Raw genomic sequence first — 15,589 nt, 5'->3', positions numbered from 1 at the left:
GCCTTGCCTGAAGGAGGCCGCCATGGCCAAGCTGTATGCCAGCGAGATGGCCGAGGAGGTCTGCTCGGCCGCCATCCAGGTCTTTGGAGGCTACGGCTATGTCAGCGATTTCCCGGTCGAGCGCATCTACCGGGATGTGCGCGTCTGCCAGATCTACGAGGGCACCAGCGACATCCAGAAGATACTGATCGCTCGGGCGCTGGCCTGAGGGCGGCCCGCGCACGGCACGGAACCAAGCTGCTGGCGCATCATCGAATCACCGAAGCACTGAACCCAAACGGCCAGACCCAGAGGCCAGAAGCCAGGAGCCCCCAGACAATGACTGCTGCCATCGATTTCTACTTCGATTTTTCCTCGCCCTACGGCTACTTCGCCAGCTCGCGCATCGACGAGCTGGCGCAGAAGTACGGGCGCATCGTCGCCTGGCATCCGATCCTGCTCGGCGTGGTGTTCAAGACCACCGGCAGCTCGCCGCTGCCGCAGGTGCCGCTCAAGGGCGATTATTCCTGGCGCGATTTCGAGCGCACCGCGCGTTTCCACAATATCGAGTACAAGCGTCCGACGCACTTCCCGCTGCCCACCACACAGGCCGCCCGCGCCGTGCTGTGGCTGCAGAACCATCACGGCGACGATATTGCCACCGCGTTTGCCAAGTCGGTCTATCACGCCCTGTTCGTGGATGACATCAACATCGCCGAGCCGGCTGAACTGGTGAAGCTGGCCGAGCCGCTCGGCATCGACGCGCATGCCATGGATGCCGGCGCCAGCAGCTTCCAGATCAAGGACCAGCTCAAGGCAGAGATCGACGTGGCCATGGCCAAGGGCGTGTTCGGCTCGCCTTTTGTGATCATCGACGGCGAGCCGTTCTGGGGCTTCGACCGCTTCGACCAGATCGAAGCACACCTCAAGAGCAAGCGCCCGATGGCGCTGCGTGCCGTGCCGGGCAACGACAGCAATACAGGCAATACAAGCAACACAGATAACAGCACAGACAGCAGCAAGGAAAAGAAACCCGCATGAATGCCAGCATCAAGCCGATCCGCCATCCCCGCTTCGACTGCGTGATTTTCGATTGCGACGGCGTGCTCGTCGACAGCGAGCCCATCGTCAACCGTGTGCTCAACGAGATGCTCAACGAGCTTGGCATCCGCATCTCGATCGAGGAATCCACCAAGTGGTTTCTCGGCCGCGCGGTGCGCGAAGAGCTCGACAACATTGCCAGCCGGCGTGGCGCGCCGCTGCCGGAGAACTGGCTGTCGGAATGGTTCGTGCGCCGCAACGCGGTCCTCGAGGCGGAAGTGCAGTCGGTGCAGCATGTGCGCGAGGCGGTCTGCACGATCGTCGCGACCGGCTTGCCGGTCTGCGTGGCCTCGGGCGCGGACCGCATCAAGGTCAAGCTGCAGCTGACGCGCACCGGCCTGGTGGAGCTGTTCCAGCAGGACGAGCGCGAGCATATCTTCTCGTCGACCGAGGTCGAGCGCAGCAAGCCGGCGCCCGACGTGTACCTGCTGGCGGCGCGCACCATGAACGTGGAGCCGGCGCGCTGCGTGGTGATCGAGGATAGCCCGACGGGCGTGACCGCCGGCGTTGCCGCGGGCATGACGGTGCTCGGCTACGCCGCGCGCAACGCGGCGCAATCTCTGCTGGCAGCCGGCGCGGCCACTACCTTCACCGATATGCGTGAACTGCCGGGGCTGATCGGATGAAAGCGCGCGCGTCCGGCACCGGCGGCTGCCCATGCGGCGGGGGTGACTACGCCACCTGCTGCGGGCGCTTTCATCGCGGCGAGGCGCTGCCGTTCAACGCCGAGCAACTGATGCGCTCGCGCTATAGCGCCTATGTGCTGGGCGACGTGGACTGGCTGCGCCATACCTGGCATCCATCTACCTGCCCGGCCGACCTTGCCGCGGACACGGGCACCCGCTGGCTTGGGCTGGCGGTCAAGGCGCATGCGCAGCAGGACGAGACGCATGCGCAGGTGGAGTTCGTGGCGCGCTACAAGGTGGGCGGGCGCGCCTGGCGGCTGCACGAGCGCAGCCGCTTTGTCCGCGAGCCGCGCGGCGCCGGCGAGGCGCCGCGCTGGCTTTATGTCGATGGCGAAATGCTGGGGGATACACCATGACGGAATCGATGGCTGCTGCTGCTGCTGCTGGTGGTGCTGCGCGGGACACGGAGTACCTGCTGTATGGCTTCGCACAATCCGGCAACACCTACAAGGTGGCATTGCTGCTGGAAACCGTCGGCGTGCAGCGTGGCCGCAAGCTGTGGACGCCGCGCTTCGTCGACTACTTCAACGGCGAGACGCATACGCCCGAGTATCGTGCCATCAACGAGATGGGCGAGGCGCCGGTGCTGGAGTTCGATGGGCAGCGGTTGTCGCAATCGGGCGCCATCCTGGACCTGCTCGCGCAGCGCCTCGGCATCTACGGGCCCGCCAGCGAGGCCGAACGCTCCGAGGTCTTGCGCTGGTTGCTGTTCGACAACCACAAGTTCACGTCGTACACCGCAACCTACCGCTTCCTGCGCACCTTCGCCAAGGCACCGGACCCGGCAGTGCTGCAGTTCCTGAGGCAGCGCTGCGAGGACGCATGGAACGTGCTCAACACACATTTGTCCGGGCGGGCCTACGTGCTGGGCGAGCGCCTGACCATCGCGGATTTTTCGCTGGCTGGCTACGTGTTCTACGACGACGAGATCGGGGTGCACTGGCGCAAGGAGTATCCGCAACTCTTCGCCTGGACCGAGCGGTTGCGTGCGCTGCCGGGCTGGCGCCATCCGTACGACCTGTTGCCGGGGCATCCGTTGCCTAAGCGCACGGCCTGAGCTAGCGGGCAGCAGATAAGCGGCGCCTCGCGCGGCAGGGGCAACCAAGGAGCAGGCAAATCATGAGGTGGATGCATCGACTGGCCCTGGCCCTGACCCTGCTGCTGAGCCTGCCATTCACCGGCGCGATGGCCGCGCCATCCGCGAATCAGGCCACGCAGGCGCCGGAGGCGATCGCCGCCATCATCCCCGGATCGTCGGAGCAGGTCGCGATGGTTCCCAAGCCCGGCGTCATGTTCTCGCTGGAGCTGGAAACCACCATCTTCAAGCCACCCGGCGACGGCCCGTTTCCGCTGGTCGTGATCAATCACGGCAAGGCGCTGGGCAAGCCAGCCTTCCAGTCGCGCGCACGCTACCTTGTGCAGAGCGCGGAATTCGTCAAGCGCGGCTACGTGGTGGCGCTGCCGATGCGCCAGGGTTTTTCCAAATCCGGCGGCGCCTATATCGGCGGCGGCTGCAATGTCGAGAGCAACGGCCTGGTGCAGGCCGAGGACGTGGTGGCCACGCTCGAATACATGGCCAAGCAGCCCTATGTGGACAAATCGCGCATCGTCGTGATCGGCCAGTCGCATGGCGGGCTGACCACCATGGCCTTCAGCACCATTGCGTATCCGGGCGTGCTGGGCGTGATCAATTTTGCCGGCGGCCTGCGCGATGAATCCTGCAGCCGCTGGGAATTCAACCTGGCGGATGCGTTCGGCGGCTACGGTAAAAAGGCGCGCTATCCCTCGCTGTGGCTGTATGGCGATAACGACAGCTACTGGCCGCAGCCCCTGCCGGCAAAATTCTTCGAGGCCTATACCGCGCAGGCGCATGGCCCCGCCGCTAACGCCCGCATGGCGGACTACGGCACATTCGCGAGCGACTCGCACACGCTGTTCGGCGCCCGCGCGGGCGTGCCGATCTGGCTGCCGGAGGTCGAGCGGTTCTTCAAGGAGATCGGGCTTTCGTTCGATCCGCAGCCATGATGGGTGATTTTTTTCGATAGGCAGATGGAATCGCGCGCCGCATCCGGCTGCGCGGGGTGGAGATAGGCGCACGCAAGCGTCGGGATACGAGGCGGTTAGGCTCTTCTTCTTGCTTTGTCGTTCAACGTGGTGTCAACGTGTAAATCCGGCGCTGTTTGCCAATTCGCCAGGTAGCTCCCTACCATGACTCTCCCCAACCCGCACGCAAGTGCCGCCACGCCAGGCTTCGCCTGCCTGGGCCGGCCAGCGCGCGGTCAACAAAGGAGGGTTTCCTTGGAAGACCAGTCCAATTCCGCGTCCCTGGCGCCGAGCGCGCATCCTGCCCAGCCCACGCTCGGCGAGCGCAGCTTGCGCGCGGTATGGCATCCGTGCACGCCGCTGCGGAAGATGAGCTTCCACTACTGGCGCAACACCKGCCTGGGCGGCAAGCGCGAATTCGTCTGCCTGCGCCACGGCTACCACGGCGAGACCGTGGGCGCGCTGGCGGTGACCGACGTGGCGATCTTCCGCGATGCCTACGATCCGATGCTGATGAGCTCGCACGTGGTGATGTCGCCGGATGCGCGCCAGGCCGCGCCGGGCGAGAGCGCCGCGCAGGTCGCGCAGCGCGCGCTGGATGCGCTGGAGGCGCTGCTGCAGGCGCGCGGCGGCCAGGTTGCAGCGCTCATCATCGAGCCGCTGGTGCAGTGCGCCGCTGGCATGGCCATGCACGATCCGCTCTACCTGGAAGGCGTGCGCGCGCTGTGCGACCGCTACCGCGTGCACCTGATCGCCGACGAGATCGCGGTCGGGTGCGGGCGCACCGGCACCTTTTTTGCGTGGGAGCAGGCACGCGGCCCGGCCGAGCCCGGCGCACCGCTGCCGGCGCACCTGTGGCCGGATTTCCTGTGCTTGTCCAAGGGCATCAGCGGTGGCTACCTGCCGCTCTCGCTGGTGCTGTCGCGCAGCGCGATCCAGCAAGCCTTCGTGGCCGAGGCGCGCGACCCCGACCGCGCCCGCAGCTTCCTGCACTCGCACTCCTATACCGGCAACCCGCTAGCCTGCCGCGCCGCGCTGGCCACGCTCGACCTGTTCGCCAAGCAAGACGTGGTGGCGCAGAACCGCCAGCGCGCGCAGTGGCTCACGCAAGCCATGGCAGGGCTGGCGGCGGATACCCGGCTGCACCACGTACGCCAGCGCGGCCTGATCTGGGCCGCCGACGTGCGCGAAGAATACGCGGCCAACGCGGGCGAGTTCGCCGCGCGCTTCCATCATGCCGCGCGCAAGCACGGCGTGCTGATCCGGCCGATCGGCCGCACGCTTTACATCATGCCCCCGTACGTGTTCGACGCGGCGCTTGCGCAATGGYTGGCAGGCCAGCTGCAAGCCACGCTCGACACGGTACTCGCCGGCATGGACCAGAACGACAGCGCCGGCAACGGTACCGGCGCACCCACGGAGATACGCGATGCTGCTTGAGCACTTGACCCTGGCCGCCGCCGAGCGCGACGAAAAGGCACTGACGCGGCGCCGCCGCACCGCGTACTCCGCCTGCGCGCCGCAGCAAGCCGTGAGCGATGCCTGCGGCGGCGAGATGCATTCGTTGCTGACGTTCTGCAGCAACGACTACCTGGGCCTGGCCAACCATCCCGCGCTGATCGAGGCGATGGCCGAGGGCGCGCGCCAGTTCGGCGCGGGCAGCGGAGCCTCCCACCTGGTGAGCGGCCATTCGCTGGCCCACCACCGGCTAGAAGGGGAGCTGGCGGAGTGGTTCGCGCCGAACATTCCGCACGCGGCCGCGCTCTACTTCAGCACCGGCTACATGGCCAACATGGCGGTGCTGACCGCGCTAGGCAGCGCCGATGCCACGCTCTTCTGCGAAGCGCTCAACCATGCCTCGCTGATCGACGGCGCGCGCCTGGCGCGTGCCGAGGTCCGCCGCTATGCGCATCGCAACGTGGCCGAGCTCGAGGGCTTGCTGGCCGCCAGCACCAGCCCGCTCAAGCTGATCGTCACCGACAGCGTGTTCAGCATGGACGGTGACTTTGCGCCGCTGGCCGAGCTGCTGACGCTGGCCGAGCGGCACGACGCCTGGATCATCCTGGATGACGCGCATGGCTTTGGCGTGCTGGGCGAGCAAGGCCACGGCGTGCTGGAGCACCTCGCGCTGACGTCGCCGCGCCTTATCTATATCGGCACGCTAGGCAAGGCCGCCGGCGTGGCGGGCGCGTTCGTGGCCGCGCACGAGACCATCATCGATCATCTCGTCAACACCGCGCGGCAGTACATCTACACCACGGCCTCGCCGCCGGCGGTGGCGCACGCCTTGTCCACCAGCCTGGCGTTGATCGCCGGCGACGAAGGGCGGCAACGCCGCGCGCAACTGGACAAGCTGATCCGTACGCTGCGCAGCGGCCTGGCCGGCCTGACGCGGGCGGCTGGCTGGCGGCTGGGTGAGAGCTCGACGGCGATCCAGCCCGTGATCGTGGGCGACAACGTGGCGGCGCTGGCACTGTCCGCAGCGCTGGAGGCCGACGGCATTCGCGTTGGCGCGATCCGCCCGCCCACCGTGCCCGTTGGTACCGCGCGCCTGCGCATCACGCTGTCGGCCTCGCATACCGTGGCCGATGTCGAGCGCCTGCTGGCCAGCCTGGCCAGCGTGGTGCCGCACAAGGAGGCGTCATGATCGCCTGTTTTGTCACGGGCACCGACACTGGCATCGGCAAGACGCACGCCAGCGCCACCCTGCTGCACGCGCTGCGCGCCGCCGGTCACCTGGCCGTCGGCATGAAGCCGGTGGCCAGCGGCAGCGAATGGCGCGACGACCATTGGCACAACGATGACGTGGCGCAACTGCGCGCCGCCAGCGCAGTGGCCGTGCCACAGGCGCAGACGTGCCCATTCTTGCTGCGCACGCCGGCCTCGCCGCACCTGGCCGCGGCCATCGAGGGCACCCGCATCACGCGCGAGCCGATCCGTGCCGCTTTTGCCGCGCTGCAGGCGCGGGCCGGCGCGGTGGTGGTGGAAGGCGTCGGCGGCTTTTGCGTGCCGCTGGACGGCGCGCCGCGCGACCAAGGCGGCTGGGACACGGCCGACCTCGCCGTGATGCTCGGCCTGCCGGTGGTGCTGGTGGTCGGCATCCGCCTGGGCTGCATCAGCCATGCGCTGCTCACCGCCGAAGCCGTGCGCGCGCGCGGCCTGCACCTGGCCGGCTGGATTGCCAACCGCATCGATCCCGACATGCCGCTCGCCGACGAGAACATCGGCACGCTGCGCGCGGCGCTGGGCGCGCCCTGGCTCGGCACGCTGCCGTGGCAGGTCGCGCCGGCCGAAGCCGCCAGCCGGCTCGCGCTGGCGCCGCTGCTTGCTGCTCGCCATGCCGCAGGCAATGGCATCGCCGCCTGAGCGCGCACCTGACCAAGACTGAGAACACTGAACGAATTACCGGAACAGATAGCAAACATGACCGCAACCACCCACGCCGGCGAAACCGTCGCCACCATTTCCGCCGACACCCTGCGCCAGACCGCCCGCCGCTTTACCGATTCCGCGCCCGCCACCAAGCCGGACGACTGGACCGTCGCCGAGGTCGCCGCGCTGTACGCGCTGCCGTTCAACGATCTGCTGTTCCGCGCCCAGCAGGTGCACCGCGAGCATTTCGATGCCAACGCCGTGCAGCTCTCGACGCTGCTCTCGATCAAGACCGGCGGCTGCGAAGAGGATTGCGGCTATTGCCCGCAGAGCGCGCACCATGATGCCGGCGTCACCGCGGGCAAGCTGATGGCGCTCGACGAGGTGCTGGAAGCCGCGCGCGCCGCCAAGGCCAGCGGCGCTGGCCGCTTCTGCATGGGCGCCGCCTGGCGCAGCCCGAAGGACCGCCACCTCGAGCCGGTCATCGAGATGGTGAAAGAGGTCAAGGCCATGGGCCTGGAGACCTGCGTCACGCTAGGCATGCTGGAAGCCGAGCAGGCGCAGCGCCTGAAGGACGCGGGGCTGGACTACTACAACCATAACCTCGATACCTCGCCCGAGTTCTACGGCGAGATCATCGGCACGCGCACCTACCAGGACCGCCTGGACACCATCGGCCATGTGCGCGAGGCCGGTATCAACGTGTGCTGCGGCGGCATCGTCGGCATGGGCGAATCGCGCGAGGCGCGCGCCGGGCTGATCGCGCAGCTCGCCAACCTCGACCCGTATCCCGAGTCGGTGCCCATCAACAATCTGGTGGCGGTCAAGGGCACGCCGCTGGCCGACACCGCACCGATCGACCCGTTCGAGTTCGTGCGCACCATCGCGGTGGCGCGCATCACCATGCCCAGCGCCATGGTGCGCCTGTCCGCCGGCCGCGAGACCATGGACGACGCGCTGCAGGCCCTGTGCTTCATGGCCGGCGCCAATTCCATCTTCTACGGCGACCGCCTGCTGACCACCGCCAACCCCCAGGCCGACCGCGATCCATGTTCAACAAGATCCTGATCGCCAATCGCGGCGAAATCGCCTGCCGCGTGGCAGCCACCTGCCGCCGCCTCGGCATCCGCACGGTAGCCGTCTACTCCGACGCCGACGCCAACGCGCGCCACGTGGCGCTGTGCGACGAGGCCGTGCATATCGGCGGCGCGGCAGCGCGCGACAGCTACCTGCGCGGCGATCACATCATCGAGATGGCCAAGGCCACCGGCGCGCAGGCCATCCATCCCGGCTACGGCTTCCTCTCCGAGAACGACGGCTTCGCCGAAGCTTGCGCCGAAGCCGGCCTCGTCTTTATCGGCCCGCCGGCTTCSAGCATCCGCGCCATGGGCAGCAAGAGCGCGGCCAAGCGCCTGATGGAGGCGGCCGCCGTGCCACTGGTGCCCGGCTACCACGGCGAGGATCAGGAGCCCGCCCTGCTGCGCCGCGAAGCCGACCGCATCGGCTACCCGGTGCTGCTCAAGGCCAGCGCCGGCGGCGGCGGCAAGGGCATGCGCGTGGTGGAAGCCAGCGAAGGCTTCGAAGCCGCGCTGGCGTCCGTGCAGCGCGAGGCCARTGCCAGCTTCGGCGACGACCGCGTGCTGGTCGAGAAATACCTGACCCGCCCCCGCCATATCGAAATCCAGGTCTTTGCCGACACGCACGGCAACTGCGTCTACCTGTTCGAGCGCGACTGCTCGGTGCAGCGCCGCCACCAGAAGGTGCTGGAAGAAGCGCCGGCCCCCGGCATGAGCGACGAACGCAGGCGCGCCATGGGCGAAGCCGCAGTAGCCGCCGCGCAGGCCGTGGGCTACGTGGGCGCTGGCACGGTGGAATTCATCGCCAACCAGGACGGCTCGTTCTACTTCATGGAGATGAACACCCGCCTGCAGGTGGAGCACCCRGTCACSGAGATGATCACCGGGCAGGACCTGGTGGAGTGGCAGTTGCGCGTGGCCTCGGGCGAGCCGCTGCCGCTCAGGCAAGATCAGCTTCAAATCCGCGGCCATGCACTGGAAGCCCGCGTCTACGCCGAGAACCCCGACAAGGGCTTCCTGCCCTCCACCGGCACGCTGCGCTACCTGCGCACACCGGCAGCGGTCGCGTTCGCGCTGGGCCAGGACGGCAACGGCCCGGCCGGCGTGCGCATCGACTCCGGCGTGCGCGAGGGCGACACCATCAGCCCGTACTACGACCCCATGATCGCCAAGCTGATCGTGTGGGGCCGCGACCGCGAGGAAGCGCTGGCGCGCATGGCGCAGGCGCTGGCCGAATACCACGTGGTGGGCCTGTCCACCAATGTGGCTTTCCTGCGGCGGTTGGTGACCTCGCAGGCGTTCCGCACGGCGGACCTCGACACCGGCCTGATCGAGCGCAACCAGGCGGCGTTGTTCCCGCCGCCTGCGCCGGTCGGCATGGAAGTGATCGCGCTGGCGGTGGCGGCGCTGCTGGATGCGCAAGCCCGCGCGCGCCGCGTGGAMCCGGCCGACGCGCATTCGCCCTGGCAGCATGCGGGCGCATGGCGGTTAAATGGCGGGGAGCGGCGCACCCTGCGTTTCTCGGTGGATGGCCTGGCGGGCAGCCATGTTGCCGATGTGACGCTCGCCACCGATGCGCGCGGCAGCACGCTGTTCTTCGCCGACCAGGCCGCGCCGTTCCGGGCGCAGTGCGCGGCGGACGATATTCGTGTCGATCTCGGCACGCGGCGCGCCCGTGGGCAGGTCCACGCGGAAGGTGATACCTTCCATGTGTTCAGCGGCCACCGCCATGTGGCTCTCACCTGGATCGACCCGCTCGCGCATGCCGCCGAGGGCGAAGGCGAGGGCGGCAAGCTCACCGCGCCCATGCCCGGCAAGGTCATCGCGGTCATGGTCCAGGCCGGCAGCCGGGTCGCGCGCGGTGCGCCGCTGCTGGTGATGGAGGCCATGAAGATGGAGCACACCATCAGCGCGCCGGCCGACGGCGTGGTKGGCGAGGTGCTGTATGGCGTGGGCGAGCAGGTCGGCGAAGGCGCGCAATTGCTGTCCTTCGAAGCCGGCAACGGCTGAGCCGCCGCTTCAGGCGGCTCCCGCTGCAAGAAAACCGCAGGCCGTGCCCATCCTCTGCGAAAATGGAAGAGAAAGAAGACCAGAGTGGAGATGAGATGAAGTTGCAGTTGTATGTACCGGACGGCCGTTACCAGCCCTGGATCGACGGCTTTGCCGAGGCCCTGCCCGAAGCGCAATGCCTGACCTGGGAAGACAGCAAGAACGAGCCGGTCGACTACGCCGTGGTGTGGCGCCCGCCGCTCGAGATGCTGCGCGGGCGTACCGACCTGAAAGCCGTGTTCAACCTGGGCGCCGGCGTGGACGGCATCCTGAGCCTGCGCGACACCGACCCGGATGCGCTGCCGGCCGGCGTGCCCATCGTGCGCCTGGACGATGCCGGCATGGCCGCGCAGATGATCGATTACGTGACGCACGCGGTACTGCGCTATTTCCGCCGCCTGGATGAATACGCGCTGGCCCAGCAGGCCGGCACCTGGCGCTTTCTCAAGCCGCATCGCCGCGCCGATTTCATTGTGGGCGTGATGGGCGTGGGCACGCTCGGCGCGCAGATCGCGCAGGCGCTGGCCGGCTTCGGCTTCCCGGTGCGCGGCTGGAGCCGCACGGCGCGCGATATCGAAGGGGTGCAGGGCTTTGCCGGCGAAGCTGGCCAGGCACCGTTCCTGGATGGCCTGCGCGTGCTGGTCAACGTGCTGCCGCTCACGCCGGAAACCGAGAACATCCTGGACGCCGGCCTGCTGGGCAAGCTCGCCAAGGGCGCCTACCTGGTCAACGTGGCGCGCGGCCCGCACCTGGTCGAGCAAGACCTGCTGGCTGCCGTGCAGTCGGGACAGATCGCCGGCGCCACGCTCGACGTGTTCCGCACCGAGCCGCTGCCCGCCGGGCATCCGTTCTGGGCCGAGCCGCGCATCACCATCACGCCGCATATCGCGGCATTGACGCTGCGCGAAGATAGCGTCGCCCAGATCGCGGCCAAGATCCGCGCGCTGGGCGCGGGCCAGCCGATCGCCGGCGTGGTCGACCTGCAACGCGGCTATTGAGCAAGCCGGGCGCCGGGGCGGAGCGTTTGCGCCGGGTGCCCTGGCCCAATGTCCGCACATTAGTTAAATCGCGCACGCTGCGACGCGTGCGCAGCAACCAGACAGCGAGGAGACATCATGACCCTGCCCCACTATGTAAAAGTCGTAGAAGTCGGCCCGCGCGACGGCCTGCAAAACGAAAAGGCGATGGTGCCGACCGAGGTCAAGGTCGACCTGATCAACCGCCTCAGCGACGCCGGCTTCGTCAACATCGAAGCCGCCTCCTTCGTCTCGCCCAAATGGGTGCCGCAGATGGCCGATGGCGCCGACGTGATGGCGCGCATCCAGCGCCGGCCGGGCACGCTGTACTCCGTGCTMACGCCCAATATGAAGGGCTTCGAAGGCGCGGTGGCCGCGTCGGCGGACGAGGTCGTGATCTTCGGCGCCGCCAGCGAGGCGTTCTCGCAAAAGAACATCAACTGCTCCATCGCCGAATCCATCGAGCGCTTCGCGCCTGTCGCCGCCGCTGCCAAGGAGAAAGGCCTGCGCCTGCGCGCCAGCATCTCCTGCGCGCTGGGCTGCCCCTACCAGGGCGAGGTGCCGGTGCACGCGGTGGTGGACGTGGTGCGCCGCATGCGCGATCTCGGCTGCGACGAGATCGACATCGCCGACACCATCGGCGTGGGCACGCCGGGCCGGGTGCAGGAGGTGATGCACGCGGTCGCCGCCGAATTCCCCATCGACCGGCTCTCCGGCCATTTCCACGATACCTACGGCCAGGCGCTGTCCAACATCCTGGCCAGCCTGCAGGTCGGCATCTCGATCTTCCACGCCTCGGTGGCAGGACTCGGCGGCTGTCCTTACGCCAAGGGCGCCACCGGCAACGTGGCCACCGAAGACGTGCTGTACATGCTGCATGGCATGGGCATCCACACCGGCGTGGACCTGGAGCAGGTGGTGCGCGCGGGCGACTTCATCTCGCAGTCGATCGGCCGCGCCAACAGCTCGCGCGTGGGACGCGCGCTGCTGACCAAGTGGGGCGCCGCCGCGGACGCTGCGCCTGCCTGCGTATAAGGAACCTTATCGACATGAACGCTCACTCTCCCGACAACGCCAACGACACCGCCGCGCTGCCCGAAGCGGCGCAGCGCGTGGCCGGCCTGCTGGCCGGCCTTGGCCACGACAAGCCCGTGGTCATGCTGCCCGCCACCGGCAAGACCTCGGCCGAGGCAGCGGCCGGCCTCGGCTGTTCGGTGGCCGAGATCGCCAAGTCCATCATCTTTCGCCGCGTCGCCGACGACGCGCCGGTGCTGGTGATCGCCAGCGGCAGCAACCGCGTCGACGAAGCCAAGGTCGCCGCCGTGGTGGGCCCGCTCGGCAAGGCCGATGCCAGGTTCGTGCGCGAGAAGACAGGCTACGCCATTGGCGGCGTCTGCCCGATCGGCCACGCGGTGGCGCCCGTCATGCTGCTCGACAGCGACCTGTTCCGCTACGGCAGCCTGTGGGCCGCCGCCGGCCATCCGCACGCCGTGTTCAACCTCACCCCGCAAGAGCTGCAGCGCATGACCGGGGCCGAGGTGGCCGACGTGGCGCAGCGCCAGTCCGCATGAAGCCGCTGCTTGTACGCGTCACATGCCTCATGCGCATGAGGCGTGTCATGCGCGGCATCCCGGACGAGGGCTAAGGCGATGTCGCAAGCCACCCGCCTCGTCACCGAGCTCACGCGAGGCGCGCAAGCCGCCCAGCGCGCGCAGCCCGTGCCGTCGCCGTGCCGCAACGTGTGCCGCATGGACGCCGCGAGCGGCTATTGCGAAGGTTGCCTGCGCACCATCGAGGAGATCGCCGCATGGTCCGGCAGCGACGAGGCCGGGCGGCGCAGGATCTGGCTGCTGCTGCCGCAGCGCGCCGCGGCGTTGGCCGCAAGGGCGGCGCCATGATGCATTGCACCCACAACACCGCGTGACCCGGCCATGACAACCGCCATCGACTGGTACTTCGACCCGATCTCACCGTTCGCCTACCTGGCGTTCGAGCGCTTGCCCCGGGCCTTGCCAGCCGATGTCTCGGTGCGCTACGTGCCGCTGCTGTTTGCCGGGCTGCTGCGCCATTGGGGCAACGTCGGCCCGGCCGAGATCGCGCCCAAGCGCCGCTTTACCTTCGAGCACGTTGCCTGGATCGCGCACCGCGACGGCACGCCGCTCGCCATGCCCGCCGTGCACCCGTTCAATCCGCTGCCCTTGCTGCGCTTGGCGGTCGCGCTGGAGCTCGAAGGCCGGCTCTCGCACGCCACGCTGGCACCGGTTTTCCGCTTCGTCTGGCAGCAAGGCCACGTGCCCCAGCAGCAGGCCGAGTTCGATGCGCTGTGCGGTGCGCTGGGCGTACCCACCGCTGCGCTGGCGCAAGAGGCGGTCAAGGCGCGCCTGCGGGAAAACGGGGACGAAGCGCTGGCGCGCGGCGTGTTCGGCGTACCTACTGCTGCGCTGCAAGGGGATGCCGGGGGGCAGTTGTTCTGGGGCCTGGATGCGCTCGACATGCTCACCGCGCGGCTTGCCCAGGATCCTTTCTTTGCCTMGGACGCATTCCGTGCCGCCGCMACATTGCCGGTTGGCGCGGGGCGCGCCGATGCACCGCCGCCTCCCACGCCGCGCGCTGACTAGCTGATTTGCCGACACCCCGATGCCAACCACTTTCACGCCTCCAAACCTGCCCGGCACCATGCGCGTTTTCGAGCGCGGCTGGCTATCCGCCAACAACATCCTGTTCATCGATGGCGACGACACCGCGCTGGTCGATTCCGGCTACGTCACGCATGCGCCACAGACGCTGGCGCTGGTCGAGGCCGGCCTCGGCGGGCGGGCGCTGCGGCGCCTGGTGAACACGCACCTGCACTCCGACCACTGCGGCGGCAACGCCACGCTGCAGCGCCGCTGGCAGCCGCGCACGCTGATCCCCGCCGCGGAGGCCGAGGCGGTGCGCGCTTGGGACGTGGACGCCCTGAGCTACCGCGCCACCGGCCAGCAGTGCGACCGCTTCAGCTTTGATGACGTGGTGCAGGACGGCGACACCTTGCGCCTGGGCGGGCTCGACTGGCAGGTGGTAGGCGCGCCCGGCCACGATCCCCATGCCGTGATGCTGTTCGCCCCGCAGGAAGGCATCCTGATCTCCGGCGATGCGCTGTGGGAAAACGGCTTTGGCGTGATCTTCCCGGAACTCGACGGCGAGAGCGGCTTCGCCGAGCAGGCGGCCGTGCTGGCGCGCATCGCCACGCTGGATGTGCGCGTGGTGATTCCCGGCCACGGGCGGCCCTTCACCAACGTGGCGGCCGCGCTTGACGTTGCTGCCGGGCGGCTGGCCTACCTCAGCGCCGATGCCGGGCGCAACGCCACGCATGCCATCAAGGTGCTGGTGAAGTTCAAGCTGCTGGAGCAGCAGCGCATGCGGCGCGACGCGCTGCTGGCGTGGATGGCGCAGGCGCCGCTGATGCAGCGCATCCATGCGCGCTTCATGCCCGCGCAGGACATGGCGGCCATCCTGGACCGGATCCTGGCGTCGCTGGCCGCCGCCGGCGCGCTGGCGGAGGAAGGCGGCGAGGTGTACAACCGGGATTGAGCGGTAACGCTGGTAATGCGGGCGCCACCATGCCCAGGCGCCTGTCCCTGACCCTTTGCGAGGAAACCGTCCATGCCTGCCTTTCCCGTCGCACTGCTTCACCCGCTGGTCGCGCATCTCTGCGCCTCGACGATCCACGCGCACGGCGCCGACCTCGAGATAGAACTGGCGCCATTCGTGCTCGGCGGCGCGCCGGTGCGCACGGCGATCCGGCTCGACGGCATGGACCTGCCCACCTACAGCCTTGAGCAACTGGCGGGCAAGCGCCTCGTCTTCCCGCTCAACCCGGAGCCCGGCTACATCGACGGCTCGCTCTACCTCGACGGCCGCCATCATGCGGTCGACATCCGCGAGCTGCGCTTTGGCGAGATCGACCAGCAAGGCTTGCCTGTGATGATCGAGGGCTGCATTCATTTCGACGACGGCGCCCGCTTCGACGACACGGCACTGAGCCTGGCCGCCTGCATCGCCCGACCCTTGTCCGACGCGGAGATCGACGCGCTGATCGACCGTGCCGCCGCCGATGCCGGCGCTGGCTCGATCCAGCAGTCCGGCAAGGTGATGGCCGCGCTGAGCCGCCACCCGAGCCTGCGCCATGCCGACATGGCGCTGCTGCATGCGCGCGTGCAGGCCAGGCTGCTGATTGGCGAAGCCATGAGGCCGAGATGAGGCGGCCTGGCCACGACGCTCGCCGCAC

At 68.5% G+C, this 15,589-nt stretch carries 18 protein-coding genes; all 18 read left to right on the top strand.

Going from position 1 to position 15,589, the window contains the following annotated elements; translation table 11 throughout:
• Positions 1–208, top strand: a 208-nt coding sequence (locus AC1DS3_RS15440) for an acyl-CoA dehydrogenase family protein (RefSeq protein ID WP_477127481.1), incomplete at its 5' end; no start/stop codon positions are given.
• Positions 209–318: 110 nt separating this feature from the next.
• Complete coding sequence (locus AC1DS3_RS15435; protein WP_441641491.1) at positions 319–1,020, top strand: 2-hydroxychromene-2-carboxylate isomerase; 702 nt, start codon at positions 319–321, stop codon at positions 1,018–1,020.
• Positions 1,017–1,706 (top strand): HAD family hydrolase, encoded by a 690-nt coding sequence (locus AC1DS3_RS15430; RefSeq protein WP_441641492.1) that lies wholly within the window; start codon positions 1,017–1,019, stop codon positions 1,704–1,706. Before AC1DS3_RS15435 ends, AC1DS3_RS15430 begins: the two co-directional genes overlap by 4 nt.
• The gene (locus AC1DS3_RS15425; protein ID WP_441641493.1) at positions 1,703–2,122 is read left to right on the top strand and encodes a YchJ family metal-binding protein; all 420 of its coding nucleotides are present in this window, start codon (positions 1,703–1,705) and stop codon (positions 2,120–2,122) included. The genes AC1DS3_RS15430 and AC1DS3_RS15425 overlap by 4 nt, the downstream gene beginning before the upstream one ends.
• The gene (locus tag AC1DS3_RS15420) at positions 2,119–2,823 is read left to right on the top strand and encodes a glutathione S-transferase family protein (RefSeq protein ID WP_477109714.1); all 705 of its coding nucleotides are present in this window, start codon (positions 2,119–2,121) and stop codon (positions 2,821–2,823) included. The genes AC1DS3_RS15425 and AC1DS3_RS15420 overlap by 4 nt, the downstream gene beginning before the upstream one ends.
• 71 nt (positions 2,824–2,894) lie before the next feature.
• Positions 2,895–3,791: a dienelactone hydrolase family protein gene (locus AC1DS3_RS15415; protein ID WP_441641500.1), complete on the top strand. Its 897-nt coding sequence runs from the start codon at positions 2,895–2,897 to the stop codon at positions 3,789–3,791.
• 273 nt (positions 3,792–4,064) lie between these two features.
• Positions 4,065–5,249 carry an aminotransferase class III-fold pyridoxal phosphate-dependent enzyme gene (locus tag AC1DS3_RS15410; protein ID WP_477127480.1) on the top strand — a complete coding sequence of 395 codons (1,185 nt, stop codon included), beginning with the start codon at positions 4,065–4,067 and terminating at the stop codon, positions 5,247–5,249.
• Positions 5,239–6,456 (top strand): 8-amino-7-oxononanoate synthase, encoded by a 1,218-nt coding sequence (gene bioF / locus AC1DS3_RS15405; RefSeq protein ID WP_441641496.1) that lies wholly within the window; start codon positions 5,239–5,241, stop codon positions 6,454–6,456. Before AC1DS3_RS15410 ends, bioF begins: the two co-directional genes overlap by 11 nt.
• Positions 6,453–7,175 (top strand): dethiobiotin synthase, encoded by a 723-nt coding sequence (gene bioD / locus AC1DS3_RS15400; protein WP_441641497.1) that lies wholly within the window; start codon positions 6,453–6,455, stop codon positions 7,173–7,175. Before bioF ends, bioD begins: the two co-directional genes overlap by 4 nt.
• Positions 7,176–7,232: 57 nt before the next feature.
• Positions 7,233–8,249 (top strand): biotin synthase BioB, encoded by a 1,017-nt coding sequence (bioB, locus tag AC1DS3_RS15395; protein ID WP_477127479.1) that lies wholly within the window; start codon positions 7,233–7,235, stop codon positions 8,247–8,249.
• Positions 8,231–10,267: an acetyl/propionyl/methylcrotonyl-CoA carboxylase subunit alpha gene (locus tag AC1DS3_RS15390; RefSeq protein WP_477127478.1), complete on the top strand. Its 2,037-nt coding sequence runs from the start codon at positions 8,231–8,233 to the stop codon at positions 10,265–10,267. Before bioB ends, AC1DS3_RS15390 begins: the two co-directional genes overlap by 19 nt.
• A 95-nt stretch (positions 10,268–10,362) precedes the next feature.
• Complete coding sequence (locus AC1DS3_RS15385; protein WP_441640891.1) at positions 10,363–11,304, top strand: 2-hydroxyacid dehydrogenase; 942 nt, start codon at positions 10,363–10,365, stop codon at positions 11,302–11,304.
• A gap of 117 nt (positions 11,305–11,421) precedes the next feature.
• The gene (locus AC1DS3_RS15380) at positions 11,422–12,357 is read left to right on the top strand and encodes a hydroxymethylglutaryl-CoA lyase (RefSeq protein ID WP_183032151.1); all 936 of its coding nucleotides are present in this window, start codon (positions 11,422–11,424) and stop codon (positions 12,355–12,357) included.
• 14 nt (positions 12,358–12,371) lie between these two features.
• Entirely contained in the window at positions 12,372–12,893 is a 522-nt protein-coding gene (locus AC1DS3_RS15375; protein ID WP_441640890.1) for a YbaK/EbsC family protein, read from the top strand.
• A 78-nt stretch (positions 12,894–12,971) separates the two neighbouring features.
• Positions 12,972–13,220 (top strand): DUF1289 domain-containing protein, encoded by a 249-nt coding sequence (locus AC1DS3_RS15370; RefSeq protein WP_441640889.1) that lies wholly within the window; start codon positions 12,972–12,974, stop codon positions 13,218–13,220.
• 33 nt (positions 13,221–13,253) lie between these two features.
• Positions 13,254–13,940, top strand: coding sequence for a DsbA family protein (locus AC1DS3_RS15365; protein ID WP_477127477.1), 687 nt, complete (start codon positions 13,254–13,256; stop codon positions 13,938–13,940).
• 19 nt (positions 13,941–13,959) lie between these two features.
• Positions 13,960–14,892 (top strand): MBL fold metallo-hydrolase, encoded by a 933-nt coding sequence (locus AC1DS3_RS15360; protein WP_441640887.1) that lies wholly within the window; start codon positions 13,960–13,962, stop codon positions 14,890–14,892.
• A gap of 72 nt (positions 14,893–14,964) precedes the next feature.
• A complete protein-coding gene (locus AC1DS3_RS15355; protein WP_441640886.1) occupies positions 14,965–15,561 on the top strand; it encodes a GatB/YqeY domain-containing protein in 597 nt (198 codons plus the stop codon).
• Positions 15,562–15,589: the final 28 nt, after the last annotated feature.

The sequence above is a fragment of the Cupriavidus sp. 01L46 genome (assembly GCF_056399905.1).
This window is presented reverse-complemented; position numbering and strand designations above follow the sequence as displayed.